Origin of the sequence: Leucobacter luti, assembly GCF_050310065.1 — a bacterium.
Lineage (GTDB): Bacteria > Actinomycetota > Actinomycetes > Actinomycetales > Microbacteriaceae > Leucobacter > Leucobacter luti_B.
On sequence record NZ_CP190007.1, the window covers coordinates 568,000 to 584,113 of the forward strand.

The following is a 16,114-nucleotide window of genomic DNA, read 5'->3' on the forward strand; positions in this document are numbered from 1 at the left end:
TGGGGTTAGTGCGCCGGCTCGGGTCGAGCTTCTGGTTCGGCCGCAGGCACGCTCGGGCGGGCCCTCGTCGGTCCCGGCATGGCGCGCCGGATCGCGGAGAGCACCGCGTTTGTCGCCGGGCCCGGCGCGCTCGGCGAGACGAGTGCGTGCACGTCGCGCGCCAGGTCGAGCGACGGCACGTCAACGACGCGCGCCCCCGCCGGGATCCCGGTCGTCACGATTTCAGGCACGAACGCCGCCGCGGCGCCAGCCGCGGCAAGCTCCATCGCGACGTCGAAGTTGTCACTGTGGCCCATCGCACGCGCCCGGATCCCGGCGCTGCGGAACGCAGAATCGACCGCGATGGCGTCGCTCGTGCCCGGGTGGTGCAGCACCCAAGGTATGTCGGACAGCACCTCGGCCGACGGGGGGCCCGCGGCATCCAGCTCCCACGCTGCGGGCGCGACGACCCGATAGCGGTCTCGGCCGAAGTCGAGCTGGCGCATCGCCGGAGGCCAGGCGAGCCCGCTGCCCGAGAAGCGGTAGACGAACGCGATGTCGGGGCAGTCGCCGCTCGAGATCGTGCGCACCGCGATCGAGGGGTTGTGAATCTCCACGCGCAGCCGGATCCCTGAGCCGCGGATTTCCGGATCCTCGTAAACACCGCGGAGCACCGCACGCGCGAGCGTGTCGTACGTTGCCACCGTCACCTCGCTGCTCGTCACCTCGTGCGCCCCGCGGGCGGCCTCGAGAACGGCCTCGAGACCCGCAAAAATCGAGTTGGAGGCGCGGACCATGGCGCGGGCGGCCTCGGTCGGGTGCGCACTCCGCGCGGTGCGCTCGAAGAGGGGGAGTCCGACGTGCTGCTCGAGGGACGTCATCTGCTGCGAAACCGCCGACGCCGTGTAGCCGAGCCTGTTCGCGGCGGCCGCGAACGAGCCCAGCGTGACCACCTCGACCAGCGTGCGGAGATGCACGGGATTTAGCATAAGGACTCCTTTGGCTCAGCATGGCGTTTCCCCGCGAAAGGCGCATTGAATCGGGTGTTTATGTCGTCCTAGTCTTGCCTCAGAGGCCCGATTGGGCAAGAAAAAGAGTGAGGATCACTGATGGTCAGGTCGCTGTTCACGCACCCGCGGATCCTGGTCCCCGGGGCGCATGCAGCCGTCAGTGGGGCCGACGCGATCCTGGTGGACGGCGGCAGAATCGTCGCCGTCGGGCCCCGCCAGGAGCTCCGTGCGGCTCCCGGCATCGACGCCGAAATCGCCCTTCCGGGTGCTGCGATCGTCGCGGGATTCCACGACGCTCACATTCACTCGGGGAGCGTGGCCCGCGGATTCGCGAGCCTCGACCTGCGCGGAGTCGCCTCGCTCGACAAGGCGCTCGCCGCAGTACAGGTCTGGGCTGCAGCGCATCCGAGCGACGGCTGGATCATCGGGGGCCGATACGACAGCAACCGCTGGCCAACGGGTACGCCCACGCGGCACGATCTCGATGCGGTGTGCCCGGATCGGCCGGTCGCCCTCGCCAGCCTTGACGGGCACTCCGCCTGGCTCAACACCGCCGGCCTGCGCGCTGCGGGGATCGATCGCGACACCGCGGACCCCGCTGGCGGGGACATCTTCCGGGAGGCGGATGGCCGTGAGCCGGCTGGGGTCGTTCGCGAGAGCGTGGCCGACGCGGTCCGCGAGCTCTCCGAGGCGTGGCTCGCGCCCGAACTTCCCGGCCTGCTCCTTCGCGCTCAGGAGCATCTGCTCTCGCTCGGGATCACGCAGATCACGGATCTCGATGAGGACGCGACGAGGCGGGCGTACGAATCCCTGCACGCGGACGGCCGCCTCGTGGTCCGGGTGTCCAAGGGGATCCCGATGGCCGATCTCGCGGCGGCGATCGCCGAGGGACGACGGACCGGAGCGGGCGATAGCCGCCTGAGCGTCGGCCCGGTCAAACTCTTCGCCGATGGTGCGCTCGGATCTCACAGCGCCCACATGTGCGTCGACTTCGCCGACGACCCGGGCAACGCCGGGATTGAGGTGCTGCCGCTCGAGCAACTCGTGGGCCTCGTGCGGGCCGCGAACACGGCCGGGATCGCAGTTGCGACGCACGCGATCGGAGACCGCGCGAACCGTCTCGTTCTCGACGCCTATGAGGCGAATGTCCATGTCACGCGCGCGAACGGCCTGCGCAACCGGGTCGAGCATGCGCAGCACATCGACCCCTCTGATGTGCCTCGTTTCGCGGAGCTCGGCGTGGTGGCTTCGCTGCAGCCTACCCACTGCGCGACCGACTACTTGCTGGCCGAGCAGCGGATCGGCACGCGCAAGCTCGCGAACTACGCCTGGCGCTCACTGCTCGATTCCGGGGCCGCCGTGGCTTTTGGATCCGACGCACCGATCGAGCCCGTCAACCCGATGCTCGGCGTTCACGCGGCCGTGACTCGCCAGGATCTCGCGGGCCGCCCGCCAGGCGGATTTGAGCCGGAGGAACGAATCTCCGTGATCGAGGCGCTCGAAGCGTACTCCGCGGGATCCGCGTACGCCGCAGGGCTCGAGAACGCCGTCGGCAGGATCGCGCCGACCCAGCTCGCCGACTTCGTCGCCCTCTCCGCAGATCCCACGTCGGTCCCCCCGGCGGAGCTCGCCGGTATCACCGTGGCCGCTACGGTCGTGGGCGGAGAGCTCGCATTTGCCGCAGGATCCTGAGGTCCGAGAAGATCAATCGTTCATCACCGTCCCTGATCCGGACACCCCTACAAAGGAGTAGTACATGTTGACACGCACCACCCCCATCACTCGCTTCGTCGTCGGTATCGCTGCGGCGGGGCTCGCGCTTGGCGGCCTCACGGCTTGCGGCGGTCAGAGCCTCGCGGAGGCCGAGGAGGGGAGCGGCGGCTCCGGCGGGAACACGTCATTCGCTGAGCCTGCGCCCATCAGCGACGAGGAACTCGCGAAGAGCGTGCTCGAGCAGATTGAGCCGGACGAGAAGCTCGCCGCGCAGGTCCCGGAGAAGATGCGCAAGAGTGGACTCCGGGCGACGACGTCGGTCGGCTACCCGCCCATGGAGGAGTGGGCGAGCAACGGCACCGACATCGTGGGCATCGATCCGGCAATGGCGCACGCGATCTCTCGCAAGCTCGGTCTCAACCTGTCGCTCGAGGATCAGGAGTTCAACGCCATGATTCCAGGCCTCATCTCGGGTCGCTTCGACGTGCTGCTCTCCTCGATGACCGACAACGAGGAGCGTCGCGAGACGACGACCTTCGTCGACTACGTGCAGGCGGGCAACGCCTTCCTCGTCGCCGAGGGTAATCCGGAGAAGATCAAGGTGCCAATGGACCTCTGCGGCAAGACCATTGCGGTCGTCGAATCGGGATCCTCGGCGCTCATCGCCCAAGACTTCTCCGCGGCATGCGAGGCCGATGGAAAGCCCGGATATGAGATTCTGTCGCTGAGCGGGGACGGCGAGGCGAACCTTGCGGTGCAGAGCGGACGTGCGGTCGCGACGGTCACGGACTTCCCCGTCGCGGTGGAGCGGGCCAAGAACCCGGAGACTCAGATGGACGCCGTGCGGATCGACGGCGACGAGAGCATCTGGGGGATCGGCGTCGACAACTCCCAGAAGGAACTCGCGAAGACGGTGCAGGCGGCACTGCAGTCGCTCATGGACGACGGCAGCTACAAGAAGATCCTCGACGCCTACGGTGTCGGCGACATGGCACTCGAAAAGGCGACCATCAACGGTGGAGCCTAGCCGGCGCGCCGGGAGAAGGACCCCCTGATGGCACTGAATACCCGGGCGCGGACCGCGCCCATCGTCCGGGCGGACGGGACGAGCGTCTCGATCGCCAGGCCCTGGCACGTGAAGCGCTGGATCACGGGAGCGATCGCCCTCGCGATCGTCCTGTGGATGCTCTCGCTCGTCGTGCTCAACGAGCGCATCCGCTGGGAGCGCGTCTGGGAGTACCTGTTCTCGCCGCGGATCCTGGAGGGCGTCCTCGTGACGATCTGGGTCAGCCTCGCCGCAACGATCCTCGGACTCGTGCTCGGCGTGATCCTCGCAGTCATGAAGCTCTCCGCGAACCCGGTGCTCCGCGCGATCTCGGAGGGGTACATCTGGTTCTTCCGGGGCACTCCCGTCCTCGTTCAGCTGATCTTCTGGTTCAACCTGGCGTTTCTGCTGCCATATCTGACGCTCAAGATTCCGTTCACGAACATCGGCGTGCGCTGGGACACGAACAGTGTGATCAGCGGTTCCGTTGCCGCGCTTCTGGGGCTGGGGCTCAACCTCGCGGCGTACTTCGCGGAGACGGTGCGCGCGGGGATCCAGGCCGTCGATCGCGGGCAGACGGAGGCGGCGCTCGCCGGTGGGATGACTCGGGCCCAGACGATGCGCCTCATCGTGCTGCCGCAGGCGCTGCGCATCATCATCCCGCCAACCGGCAACGAGTTCATCTCGATGCTGAAGACGACCTCGCTGATCGTCGTCGTCGCGGGTAACGACCTGATGACGAAGGCAAGTCAGATCTACAAGCAGAACAACCTCATCATCGAGCTGCTCATCGTGGCGAGCCTCTGGTACATGCTCATGACGGCCATCGCGACCTATCTGCAGTCGCTGCTCGAGAAGCGGTTCGGGCAGGATCGCGTGCGGCTCGTGCGCGGCGAGACGTTCACGCAGCAGATGGTGCGTGTCGCGACCGGCGCCATCACGCTGCCCGGCCGGCGCCGGGCCGACACACAGGAGGTGAACGCATGACCGAGCTCCTCGTCGAAGCGGTGCGGGTCGAAAAATCGTTCGGCGCAAACAAGGTACTCACCGGAGTCGACTTCACGGTCAGGCGCGGCGAGGTGAGCTGCATCATCGGACCGTCTGGCTCGGGAAAATCCACCTTCCTGCGCACGATCAACGGACTCGAAACGGTCGACAACGGGAGCCTCGTCGTCGACGGTGAACAGGTTGGTTTCCGCTACAGCGAAGGCCGCTACCACCCGTGGAACGACAAGGCGTGGGCACGATTCCGATCCCGAATCGGAATGGTATTCCAGCGATTCAATCTCTACGGGCACATGGACGCCCTGGAGAACGTCGCGGCCAGCCTCATCCACGTGCGGGGAATGTCCCGCTCCGCCGCTCACGAGCGTGCCGCGGCCGAACTCGAGCGGGTGGGCCTAGCTGAGCACGCGCTCAAGCGACCGCATCAGCTCTCCGGCGGGCAACAGCAACGCGTGGCGATTGCTCGGGCGCTCGCCATGGACCCGGATCTCATGCTGTTCGATGAGCCCACGAGCGCGCTCGACCCCGAGCTCGTCGACGAGGTTCTCGAGACGATGCGGCGTCTTGCGGAGGGCGGCATGACGATGATCATCGTGACGCACGAGATCGGCTTCGCCCGCGAGGTGGGGGACTCGCTGTCGTTCTTCGACCGCGGGGCCGTGCTCGAGTCGGGGACGCCGGAGGCCGTGCTCTCCGACCCTGATTCGGTGCGCACGCGCGCCTTCCTGGATCGCGTGCGGTGAACGGTCCAGCGCGGCCACGCGCCGCCGAGCTCGGAATTCCCGCGGGCGCCTTTCGCCGAGGAGCCTGGAACGCGATTACCGACGTTCCCGGGATCCGGATCGGGCAGGTGACCGTGCGCACCGACCGGCTGAACACAGGCATCACCGCGATCGTGCCCGAGCAGCTGGGGCCCGGCCGGCCTACCCTCCCGGCGGCGGTCTCCGTGGGCAATGGATACGGCAAACTCGTGGGGGCGACGCAGCTGCGCGAGCTCGGGGAGATCGAGACGCCGATCCTGCTCACGAGCACGCTCTCCGCCTTCCGGGTGGCCGACGCGCTCGTGGCGTATATGCTCGAGCAGCCCGGACACGAACGCACCACCACCCTGAACCCCGTCGTCGGGGAGACGAACGACGGATTCCTCTCGGACATCCGCAGCCGGCCCGTCGGCGAGGACCTCGTGCGCGAGGCGCTCGCCGACGCGGCGTCTGGCCCAGTGGAGGAGGGCGGCGTCGGCGCGGGGACCGGCACCGTCACGCTCGGATACAAGGGCGGCATCGGGACCGCATCGCGCTGGGTCACCGTGGGGGACGACGAATACGTGATCGGCGCGATCGTGCAGAGCAACTACACGGGGACGATGCGCATCGCGGGTGTGCCTATGCCTGCGGAGGAACTGCTCGGCAGCGATCCGGCGGAGACGATGGGCAACTCCTGCATGATTGTCGTCGCGACCGACGCTCCGCTCGACGCGCGCCAGCTCGGACGCCTCGCCAACCGCGCGGTCTTCGCGATGCGGGGCACGGGGGCCGACTACGCGCAGGGGAGCGGGGACTACGCGATCGCGTTCTCGGTGGGCGCGGGCGCGCCTCCCGCCGACGCGCTGCTCTCCCCTGCGTTCCTCGCGGCGATGGACGTCGTCGAAGAGGCGCTCCTGAACTCGGTGCTGCGGGCCGAGACCCGGACCGGCTTCGAGGGACGGTGCGCGCACGGCATCCCGATCGGGGCGGTGCGGGAGCGGCTCGTGCAGGCTGGGATTGGTGTGGCCTAGTTGTCGGTGCTCCAGTCGTTGTGAGCGTAGGAAAATGGCGAATGCTTCGGGGTGTTGGGGTTTCCCGTGCTCCTGCGCTCACCTCGAATTCTGCGCTCAGCAAGGCTGTCTGCCCAAAAAGGTGAAATTGAACGCAGAATTCTGGCTGGGCGCTGACGAATGGGGGTGCGTTACGAGGCGCACACACCTCCGCCAGGAACGCGAGGCAGAATCCTCGCTTCCGTTCTCCACCTGATGAAAAGCAACCCCTAGGTGGCTGCTGAGCCGGTTCCTGCGGATCCGCCCGCCCGCCGGTCTCGGCCCTGCCCACCCCGAAACCCATCCGTCCAGACGAAAGCCCCGATCGCGAGTAGGCCGCCGCCGAGGGCGACCGCCCACCACGGGAAGCGCGGCACCTCGGGCGGGGCGCTCGCCGCGGCGATGTCCGACGCGGGGGTGGGCTCGATGCGCTCGCCCGTGACGAGGATGCGGTGGGTGTTGACGCCGAGCGGCGTGCAGGTGACGAGCGTCACGAGGTCGCGATCCGGCTCCGGGAGTAGGGTTTCCGTGTCGGTGGGGGCGACGACCTGGGTCCGGATCACCTCGTAGGTGAAGACCTCGCCAGCGACGGCGAGCGTGAAGCGGTCGCCCTCGCGCACCTGGTCGAGGTCCGTGAAGAGCCGCGCCGAGGCGAGGCCGCGGTGCGCGGTGAGCACGGCGCGCGAGCCGAGGCCGCCGACCGGGAGCGACGTGCCGCGCAGGTGGCCGACGCTCTTGAGTAGGGTCGCCTCCGAGGTGCCGTGCGCGATCGGAAGGTCGACGTCGATGGCCGGGATCTGGATCCGGCCCATGATGCCCTCGCTGTCTGAGGCGAGGAGGCGCTCGTAGGAGAACGCATCAGCGCCCCCGGAATCGAGCGAGACCGGGACGTTGCTGCCTGCGCCAACAACGGCGCGCCCCGCAAGGGTCGCGTTGTAGGCCCGCGCGAGCTCGAGCTCCTCGCGCAGCGTCGCCGGCCCCGCGGTCGCCACCGCGGCGTCGTAGTCGATGATGTTCAGCGACTGGCGGTACTGGGAAATCCAGGCCGCGGTGCCCGGGTAGAGGAGCAGCACGAGGCCCGCGAGTGACAGCAGCGCGATGACGACCGTGCCGACCGAGGGTCGGCGCGGCCGCCACCGCGCTGCGTGCGGGGCAGTGCTACGGACGAGCGTCCGCACCCGTGGCCGTCGCGATCCGGCGCCTGCGGAGCGCCACCGCGCCGCCCGCCGCCGCGAGGAGGCCCGCTCCGAGCACGGTCAGCATGACCGTGCCGGCGCCGCCGGTCAGCGGCAGATTCGGCAGGAAGCCGTTCTCGTCCGTGGTGTTCGCCACTGAGAACTCGACCGGAGTGGCGACGCCGCTCGTCGTCACGGTGACGGGCAAGCGGTTCGTCAACAGCACGAAACCGGCGGGTGCCACGACCTCGCGGAGGTAGTAGACCTTGCTGCCCGTCGGGCCGACGTTCAGACCCGGGATCAGGACGGCTCCGTCAGCTCCCGTGGTGAACTGGGTCTGTGCGGGGTTCGCCGCGTCGACGTAGACCGGGATGGGCGTGCCGCCCGTCTCAGTCTCGTAGACCTCGAACACGGCGCCCGACAGTGTGCGCGTCGGGTCGCCGGCGACGTGCTTCAGGATCTGCAGCGCGCCCCAATTGCTCGTGCCCGGCGTATCCGTCGTGAACTGGTTGTCGTTGATGGTCGCGAGCACGTTGTTCTCAATGCTGCCATCGCCGTCGTTCGACACGACCTGGGTCGTGAGAGTCCAGCTCAGCGTTTTTCCCTGGTTCGCCGCGAGCCAGACCAGGCCCGCAGGGTCGGTGAAGCTGAGCACGACCGGGTCGCTGCCAGCCGCCGAGAGCGTATACGCCGACGCCGGCACGGCAACGCCGTCCGCGAGCAGCGAGTCGGTCGCGGCCGGGGCGTAGGTGAGGCGCGGATCCAGGTCGTCCGAGATCGTGAAGTTCGTGAAGGCCTCGCCCGCGGCGAGCATCGGGATCTTCGACGTGATCGTCCACGGGACCTTGGAGCCGAGGCCCTGGCCGTCAGGGTCGCCGGCGACCTTGTCGAGCTGCGTGACGGAGTTCTTCGGGTACACGTGCACGTTCTGCAGCCAGTCGTTCTCGTAGGGGAACGGGATCGAGATGAAGAACGGTGCAGCGGTGGCGAGCGCGCCGGGCGGGGGCGTCGTCTCCTCAACGAGGTACGCGCCGACCGGCAGGCCCGCGAACACGGCCTGGCCGTTCGCGTCCGTCGTCAGGGTGGCCTGATCGACGAGTGTGTACGTCGACGGCTGGGGGGCGACCGCGCCGGGATCCGTCGCCGTCGTTGCGTCGGTGAATTGCAGGCGCTTCAGGATGTCCCACGACTCGCTCTGCGTGAGGTCAAGGCCCTGGACCAGGCGCACCGTGAAGCCGACGCCCGGCATCGCCGTCATTGTGGAGGTGTCGTTCCCCGTGCCGTCGGGCCGGAACTGGGCCGTGTTGCCGGCCTCCTCGAACTTGTGCACGGTGAGGGAGCCCTCGGTGAAGCCGCCGGGGAAGTCGCCCGGTGCCGCGAGGGCCGGCGCGCCGAACCCGGCGACCGCCAGGAGGCCCGCAACCGCGGCCCCCAGCGCGAGTCGCCACGCGCGTGGCTTGCTGCTGTTACTCATTGGTGTTCCTTTCGTTGCCGGTCGCCCCGGGCGGCCGCTGTCTGGTGGTGAAAACTGGTGCTGAAGGTGGAGTCATCCGAGAAGTGCTCGCCTGCGCCGAATCTGTTGCCTGGCGACGGCGACGGCCGTCAGGAGGAGGAAGCCGCCGCCCCCGAGTACGAACGCGAGGGTGGAGAGGCCACCGGTGAGCGGAATCGCGGGGGCCGTGATCCGCACGTTTTCGATGTTCCCGAGATCCCAGGCCAACTGTGCGGGGGCCGTCGGGCCGATCGCGAGCCGATGCGTCGCTGAGTCGCGGAGGAACCCTGGCGGAGCCGTGAGCTCGACGAGCTCGTGCTCGCCCCAGGAGAGTCCACCAATTGCGAAGCCGCCGGGCGCCGGGTTCGTGTCGTGCGGACCGCTTCCCGTGCACGGTGCGGCCTCGCAGTCCGGGATCACGACACCGGCGGCGGGGATGCCGGGGCCGGTGAGTACCCACTCGGAGCCCCCGATCGGGGTGCCTGACTCGTCGACCTTCGTCCAGACCACAGTGCCGGGGAGGTCGCGGTTCGTGATCCGGCAGCTGACATTGCCTGCCGCGGGAACCTCGACGACGCCCGCCGCCGAGACGGGGAGCGAGGTCGCGCCGTCAGAGCATTCCCACGCGCCCGCGTAGCCGGCAGGCCCACCGCTCTCGGAGAGGGTGTAGTTGCCCGGATCGACGGGCACGTTCGTGACGGCAGCAGACCCCGTCACCCCGCTGATCCCGGGCGTCGGGCCCGCCGCGGCGAGCGTGAAGTCGCCCGGCTGGGCTCCGCCGCCGTGCGTCGACTCGACGCGCTTTTCGAGCGTGAGGTGCGCGCCGACGAAGCGGTTCGTGAGCGTGCACGTCGTGTCGTCGAGCTTCGCCATCGTCACGCCGCCGCTCGCGATCCCGCCGCCTGGTGACGGGGTGGTGTGCGTCGAGCCAGCCGGGCCGTCGCAGCTCAGGCTCTCCCACCGGTAGTCCGCCGGTGCGCCCGCTTCAGTGATGGCGTAGTCGCCGATCGCGACGGGCACCCGCGTCACCGTGGCCTCGCCCGTGCGGCCCGTGATCGCGCTCACGGGGGAGGCGCCGGCGATCGTCCAGTCCGCTGGCGAGGCCGCGCCACCCGCAGCGTTGTCGACCTGCTTCTTGAGCGTGAGATAGGGCGGAATGTAGGTGACGGTGCACTCGGCGAACTCGCCGTCCTGCAGGAGCGACCACGACGCAGGAGGGGGGCTCGGCTGCGGGTTCTCCGGGGTGCCGTTGCCGCTCCACGGCGTGCTCGACATGGACGTCGAGGAGGTCTTCGAGCACACCCAGTTCTGGGTGTAGGAGGAAAGGTACGGGTCGCTCGCGGTCGTCGCCGCGAAGTTGAACTGGAAGCCGCCGTCCACGGCGGGCACCCGAAGTTCCTGGGGCGTGCCCGCGAGGGCGGTCGGGCCCGTCGAGGACGTCACGGCGTCCGCGGCGCCGAACCCGCCACTCGTCGGCGTCAGGGTGGCGCGGAAGTCGGTCGTGGTCGGGGCGCCCGAGGTGTTGACGATCCGGTCCTGCACCGCGACGTTGATCTGGGCGCCCGTGGTCAGGATCCCGAACGCGACCGCCTGCGTGCCGCCGCTCTGCACCCGCTGGGTCACCGAGAAAGGAATGAGGGGGAGGCCGAGCGGTGAGGTGCGCACCATCGCGGCACCGTCCCGCGCGCCTGACCCGGTGCCGACGCAGTCGCGCACCGGGATCGGGATGATGTCGGCCAGGGGATTGAACTCGACCGCGAGCGTGGCACCGCAGCCGTTCGTGCCGACGGCCGCGTCCTTGCGTGCGGAGTCGTTCGGGGCCGCGGCCCATGCGACGGGGTCGTTCGGGAGCCAGCGGAAGCCGTCGCCGTCGACGGTCGCCCAGGCGACCGACTCGAGCGCGGTCGTCGCCCCGGCATCGGCGCCGACGATCGAGTACCCGCCCGTCACGACCGAGCCGTTCGACCGCCTCAGCACGATGTTATCCATCGTCACCACCGTGTTCGTCGTGACCCCGGTGTCATAGATTGCGGGCTGCAGGATCGCGGGCTTCCCCGCGATGCCCGTGTACAGCCCGTTGTTGCCGAGCCCCGCCAAGCTACTCGTCGGGATCCCAGCCGCTTGGACGGCGACCCCGCGGCCCGAGAGGGATCCGGAGTCAAGCGCGATGTCGATCTCCGCCTCGAAGCTGAGGGCCGAAGACAGCGGGAACGACACGGGCACATTGGCGACCGGCCCCCAATAGGTGCCGTCCGGCGTGGCGCGGTAGAGGGGTGTCGTCGTATCGAACACCGGCCAGAAGGCGTCGAGCGCGTTGGCGCGCGCCGTGGCCTGGTTCGTCGACGGAACGCCGGGGAGCCCCTGGACCCGGTAGTTTCCGTGGGCGCTTCCCATGCGGCTCGTAAACGTGCCGGTGGACGTGCAGGTGTAGAGCCCGAGCACATTGACACAGGTCGTGCCAGCCGTGGTCTTGGGGTCGACGACCGCGTCATACTGCGTCGTGAGCCCGTCCATGTTGATCCAGCAGATCGACTTCGCGAATGCGCCGGATCCAGCGTCCGCATACGAGCAGCCGGGGCTCGCAGCGATCTGCGCGGCGACCGCGGCGGACTCGGCAGCCGCCGCGATGGGGGAGGGTGCATTCTGAGGTGCTGGAGGTCCAGGTGTCTCGGACTCGGGGGCCGACGGCTCCTCGGTCTCTGCGCTGCCCGGATCTTGCTCCGGATCCTGCCCAGAATTGGCGCCAGGATCCTGCCCAGGATTGGCGCCCGGATCCTGCCCAGGATCCTGCGTTTGTCCCTCCTGGGGCGCCTCGGGAGGCGCTTCTGGCCCATCCCCCGTCGGCGCGGAGTGCGGTGCCCCTTCGCTGGCGTCAGGAGCGAGCGGCTCGGCGATTGCGGGCGCATCCGTGGGGAGGAAGGGAGCGGACGGGGCGAAGAGTCCCGCGACAAGACCGAGCGCGCCAGCAACCGCGACCGCATGGGTGCGTATGCGAAAGAGTCTCATGCCACGGTGCGCCCTTCAATCGATCAGACTGCTGGTCCTCTCGATCGAACGCGCCCAAGCACCCACAGTCATCCTTCGACGAATGTGACAGTTTTTCTGCGTGTTTCCCGTGCGGAAGCTAACTTGCGTGCTCCCGCGTCACAATTGCGGGGCGAAGAAAGCTTGAATACGTGCGGCGACCAGCCTCGCCCGTGGATGGGGCCGGCAATCGCGTGTGTTCTGCCGTGCGGGCTCCGGGCGGGGGCAGTCCGCAGGGCCCTTTCCACGCGGGGCGGGATCAGGCCTCAGCGTCGGCGCGCAAACGTGAGGTGCACGACCCCGCTCGGCGAGGCGACGGTCTCGATCCGGAACCGCGTCTCGAGGCCCTCGAGACCGTCCCACAGTCGCTCGCCGCGGCCGAGCAGGATCGGCACGACCGCGATGTGCATCTCGTCGATGAGGTCGGCGGCGAGGAACTCGCGCACGGTCGACGTGCCGCCGCCGATGCGGATGTCGCCGCCTCCGGCGAGCTCGCGGGCCCGTGCGAGGGCCTCCGCCGGGGTCGCGTCGAGGAAGTAGAAGGTCGTGCCGCCCGCCATCTCAAGCGGCGGCCGCGGCTCGTGCGTGAGGACGACGACCGGCGTGTGGAACGGCGGATCCTCGCCCCACCAGCCGCGCCACTCCTCGCCGTCTGGAAGCCCCGCGAGCGGTTCGAACTTGTTGCGCCCCATGATCTCGGCGCCGATCCCCGCCGCCCACTGGCTCGCGAAGGCCTCGTCGACGCCGGTCGTGCCGTCGGCGCCGGCGGCCTCGCCGTGCTGGCCCATGCGCGCGAAGGTGCGGGTCGGGATCGCCCACTCGAGGAGGCGCGTGCCCGCGTGCCCGAACGGCTGGTCGAGGCGCTGCCCCTCGCCGACCCCGAAGCCGTCGAGCGAGATCGAGAAGTTGTGTACCCGGACGAGCGACATGGCGGCCCCCTCTGGTTTCCGGCCTGCGGTCGGGTGGCCGATGGGAGCACTGTAACCCCTGGGGCGGAGCTTGGGAATCCCCGGGTTTCTTGCACAGCTGTCTGAAAAGAAATTCACCATGCAGGAAAAGTCGCAAAAGAGTTTGACCAGGGGCCACTCTTGGATAAAGTCGCTGATCGGGGGGGACTTTTTTGTGCGCTGGCTTCCCGGAGCCGGCTGCATGACGTAGTCGCCATGCAGCCTGCAATTTTCCAGGAGGACAATGTGAAACGCACGTTTTTGGGTGCCCTGGCGACGCTCGGCGTCGCCGCGCTCGGGCTCGGCACAATCGTCGCGCTACCCGCGGCCGCACAGGCCGTTCCGGCCGACGTTGGGGCGGCAAAGGGCCGCTCCGTCGGCTCGGGCAAGTGGGGGTACGTCGGCCAGTTCGGCAAGTATGGTGTGTTCGGTCTCGGCCAGCGCGTCGCAGAACCGCCCTCGACGACGGGAACCTTCTTCCTGCCGTATGGCATCGACGTCCAGGGCGACGAGATCGCGGTCACCGACTCCGGGCTTGCCAGCTGGGAGAGCGGCAACAAGGCGTACGGCCACTCGGTGCACACGTTCATGAAGACAGCGGATCCCGGCGCCGCCGGACACGGGGACTACCTCGGGGCCGGGCAATACGACATCCGCACCACAAAGAGCGACACCGACGATCCCGCGGACATTGTTGATCCGCGTGCGATCGACATCTATCACACGGCGCTCCCACGCGGGCCGCGCGGCGTCGCGTTCGCTCCGGATCAGTCCATCTACACGTCGTCGTTCGAGGCGGCGGGGGATCCCAAGACGTCGCTGCAGATGCGCCAGTACGCAAGCGGCGACCTCGGCGAACCGATCGCCATGTGGGGGCAGAACTATGCGCAGCTGCCGGGCGACCTTCCCGGCGCCGTGTCGACCGACACCGACGCCGCGGGCAACGTCTACGTCGGCACGAACTTCGGCGTAAGCGTGCAGTCGGCGAGCGGGTCCTTCCTCAGCTCGGTCGGCGTCTACTTTGATCAGGACGGAGCGAACCAGGCCGATCGCGTGAAGTGGGCGACCCGCCTCGTCGATGTGCCCCGCGAGTACGGCAAACCCGACCTGATCGGGGAGACCTACGGGCTCAGCGTCATGGACCAGGGCGGCCAGACCGTCGTCTACGTCGGCGACGCCGGAGCCTACTACCAGCCGGACTACAAGGTGCACTTCCAGAGCGGCTCGACGGCGCAGCACACGAAGCCCGCCTCGATCAAGAAGTACATCCTGACCCAGTCGGGAGGCGCCACGAATGAGCGGTGGAACCCGCAGGGGTGGAAGTGGACGCTCGACACGAGCTTCGGCAACGCCGGCGCCGTGCAGTTCCCGGAGAACCAGCTCCTCAACATCTTCAATCGGCCCTTCTTCACCGGGCAAACCGTGTTCGCCCTCGAGGCGGATCCGGAGAGCGGCTCCCTGTACTACTCGCTGAACGGGGTCGCAGGAAAGAAAATCGGCGCGCTGGACCTTGCGACCGGCTCCGTGCTCGATGCGCCGGTCTCGCTCAACAGCCCCTCCCGGCAGCAGGACTCGGCCATGAACTACGTGCGCGGGCTCGCGGTGGACGACCGCGGCCTCCTGTACGCCACCACGCAGGATCGCACCACCGAGAGCACGACCCGCGCGATCGTGCAGATCTGGGGCAAGACCCCGAGCTCCATCGCGGACACTGCCGCGGCGGATCCCGCGCTCACGAGCGCGACCCTCACCTGGGGCGAGTCGGCCGTCGGCTACCAGCAGCCGGATCTCCTCGACTACGTCGTGCAGTACCGGAAGGTCGGCGACGCGGACTGGACCACGGTGGCTCACCCGGGCGGAGCCGCGACCTCCACCGCGACGACCGCCGACATCGCCGGGCTGACCCCGGGCACCGAGTATGAGGCCCAGATCACGCCCTACAACGAGGCGGGATCCGGCGATCCGGCGCACATCACCTGGCGCACCGAGGACCGCGTCGCGGGGATCTCGGTCGCGAAGACGGGCAACGGCGTGCACACCGCCTCGGCGGGCGAGGCCGTCTCGGTCGCCGCCGGCGCGGACGTGACGTTCGAGTACACCGTGACCAACGCGGGCAACGTGCCGGTCGACGGTGTCGCGCTCGAGGACTCGGTGCTCGGCGCCGTCGCCGCGCCGGACGACTTCGACGGCTCGCTCGACCCGCAGGAGCAGGTCATCTTCACCGTGACCGGCCCCGTCTCCGCGGGTGACTACACCAACACCGCCACGGCGACTGCGCGCGACGGCGACGCCGAGCTGACCGCGACCGACGCCTGGTACGGCTTCGGCGTGACCACCGGGCTCGAGGTCGAGAAGACGGGCGACGGCAAGGCCGCTGCTTCGAAGGACGACGCGATCCGCGTCGACGCTGGCGCCGAGGTGACCTTCTCCTACCGGGTGACCAACACGGGCAACACCGATGTCGCGGGGCTCGCGCTCAGCGACTCGGTACTCGGAGCCGTGACTACGGCGACGGATCCCGCGGACTTCGCGGGCACGCTCGCGCCCGGCGCGTCCGTGACGTTCACGGCGAAGGGAGTCGTGCCCGAGGGCGAGTACCACAACGCCGCAACCGCGACCGGGACGGTGACCGCGCTCGGCAGCGAGGTGACCGGCTCCGCCGACTGGTACGGGGTTGGGGTCGGCGACGACGGTGGCGACGGTGGCGGCGGCGGTGACGGCGGCGGTGATGGCGGCGGCGGCTCGAACCCGCCGGAGAACCCGAACCTGTCGAACACGGGCCAGGGCTCGCCGCTCCTGCCGCTCCTCGGCGGAGCGGGGCTGCTCCTCGCCGGCGGAGCGCTCCTCGCGCTCCGCGCACGGATCCGCGGCCGCGCCGCGTAGCGGCGGGCCCGCCGCGGGCCTACCGCGGGCTTGAGTTGACCCAAAGTGA

At 69.1% G+C, this 16,114-nt stretch carries 11 protein-coding genes; 6 read left to right on the plus strand and 5 right to left on the minus strand.

The window, feature by feature from the left end; all coding sequences use genetic code 11:
• Positions 1-5: 5 nt before the first annotated feature.
• Positions 6-956 carry a LysR family transcriptional regulator gene (locus ACOPJ3_RS02600; protein WP_427870274.1) on the minus strand — a complete coding sequence of 317 codons (951 nt, stop codon included), beginning with the start codon at positions 954-956 and terminating at the stop codon, positions 6-8.
• Between the two features lie 132 nt (positions 957-1,088).
• Here ACOPJ3_RS02600 and ACOPJ3_RS02605 point away from each other — a divergent pair, with 132 nt between their 5' ends.
• From ACOPJ3_RS02605 to ACOPJ3_RS02625, 5 genes are all read left to right on the plus strand, one after another.
• Positions 1,089-2,681 carry an amidohydrolase gene (locus ACOPJ3_RS02605; protein ID WP_427870275.1) on the plus strand — a complete coding sequence of 531 codons (1,593 nt, stop codon included), beginning with the start codon at positions 1,089-1,091 and terminating at the stop codon, positions 2,679-2,681.
• Positions 2,682-2,745: 64 nt separating this feature from the next.
• Entirely contained in the window at positions 2,746-3,729 is a 984-nt protein-coding gene (locus tag ACOPJ3_RS02610) for an ABC transporter substrate-binding protein (protein ID WP_427870276.1), read from the plus strand.
• A 27-nt stretch (positions 3,730-3,756) separates the two neighbouring features.
• Positions 3,757-4,734, plus strand: a complete 978-nt coding sequence (locus ACOPJ3_RS02615) for an amino acid ABC transporter permease (protein WP_427870277.1) — start codon at positions 3,757-3,759, stop codon at positions 4,732-4,734.
• On the plus strand, positions 4,731-5,495 hold the full coding sequence (locus ACOPJ3_RS02620) for an amino acid ABC transporter ATP-binding protein (RefSeq protein ID WP_427870278.1): 765 nt from the start codon (positions 4,731-4,733) through the stop codon (positions 5,493-5,495). The genes ACOPJ3_RS02615 and ACOPJ3_RS02620 overlap by 4 nt, the downstream gene beginning before the upstream one ends.
• Positions 5,492-6,526: a P1 family peptidase gene (locus ACOPJ3_RS02625; RefSeq protein ID WP_427870279.1), complete on the plus strand. Its 1,035-nt coding sequence runs from the start codon at positions 5,492-5,494 to the stop codon at positions 6,524-6,526. Before ACOPJ3_RS02620 ends, ACOPJ3_RS02625 begins: the two co-directional genes overlap by 4 nt.
• A 248-nt stretch (positions 6,527-6,774) precedes the next feature.
• Here ACOPJ3_RS02625 and ACOPJ3_RS02630 read toward each other — a convergent pair whose 3' ends face one another.
• From ACOPJ3_RS02630 to ACOPJ3_RS02645, 4 genes are all read right to left on the minus strand, one after another.
• Positions 6,775-7,722 (minus strand): class C sortase, encoded by a 948-nt coding sequence (locus ACOPJ3_RS02630; RefSeq protein WP_427870280.1) that lies wholly within the window; start codon positions 7,720-7,722, stop codon positions 6,775-6,777.
• The gene (locus ACOPJ3_RS02635; RefSeq protein WP_427870281.1) at positions 7,703-9,193 is read right to left on the minus strand and encodes a SpaH/EbpB family LPXTG-anchored major pilin; all 1,491 of its coding nucleotides are present in this window, start codon (positions 9,191-9,193) and stop codon (positions 7,703-7,705) included. The genes ACOPJ3_RS02630 and ACOPJ3_RS02635 overlap by 20 nt, the downstream gene beginning before the upstream one ends.
• 72 nt (positions 9,194-9,265) lie before the next feature.
• Complete coding sequence (locus ACOPJ3_RS02640; protein WP_427870282.1) at positions 9,266-12,217, minus strand: hypothetical protein; 2,952 nt, start codon at positions 12,215-12,217, stop codon at positions 9,266-9,268.
• Positions 12,218-12,501: 284 nt separating this feature from the next.
• Complete coding sequence (locus ACOPJ3_RS02645; protein WP_427870283.1) at positions 12,502-13,164, minus strand: dihydrofolate reductase family protein; 663 nt, start codon at positions 13,162-13,164, stop codon at positions 12,502-12,504.
• A gap of 264 nt (positions 13,165-13,428) precedes the next feature.
• Between ACOPJ3_RS02645 and ACOPJ3_RS02650 the strand changes: the two genes are divergently transcribed.
• Positions 13,429-16,065, plus strand: a complete 2,637-nt coding sequence (locus ACOPJ3_RS02650) for a DUF7507 domain-containing protein (protein ID WP_427870284.1) — start codon at positions 13,429-13,431, stop codon at positions 16,063-16,065.
• Positions 16,066-16,114: the final 49 nt, after the last annotated feature.

Coding starts and splice junctions, on each gene's coding strand:
- ACOPJ3_RS02605 (WP_427870275.1), top strand. CDS start 1,089: ATGGTCAGGTCGCTGTTCACGCACCCGCGGATCCTGGTCCCCGGGGCG.
- ACOPJ3_RS02610 (WP_427870276.1), top strand. CDS start 2,746: ATGTTGACACGCACCACCCCCATCACTCGCTTCGTCGTCGGTATCGCT.
- ACOPJ3_RS02615 (WP_427870277.1), top strand. CDS start 3,757: ATGGCACTGAATACCCGGGCGCGGACCGCGCCCATCGTCCGGGCGGAC.
- ACOPJ3_RS02620 (WP_427870278.1), top strand. CDS start 4,731: ATGACCGAGCTCCTCGTCGAAGCGGTGCGGGTCGAAAAATCGTTCGGC.
- ACOPJ3_RS02635 (WP_427870281.1), bottom strand. CDS start 9,193: ATGAGTAACAGCAGCAAGCCACGCGCGTGGCGACTCGCGCTGGGGGCC.
- ACOPJ3_RS02640 (WP_427870282.1), bottom strand. CDS start 12,217: ATGAGACTCTTTCGCATACGCACCCATGCGGTCGCGGTTGCTGGCGCG.
- ACOPJ3_RS02645 (WP_427870283.1), bottom strand. CDS start 13,164: ATGTCGCTCGTCCGGGTACACAACTTCTCGATCTCGCTCGACGGCTTC.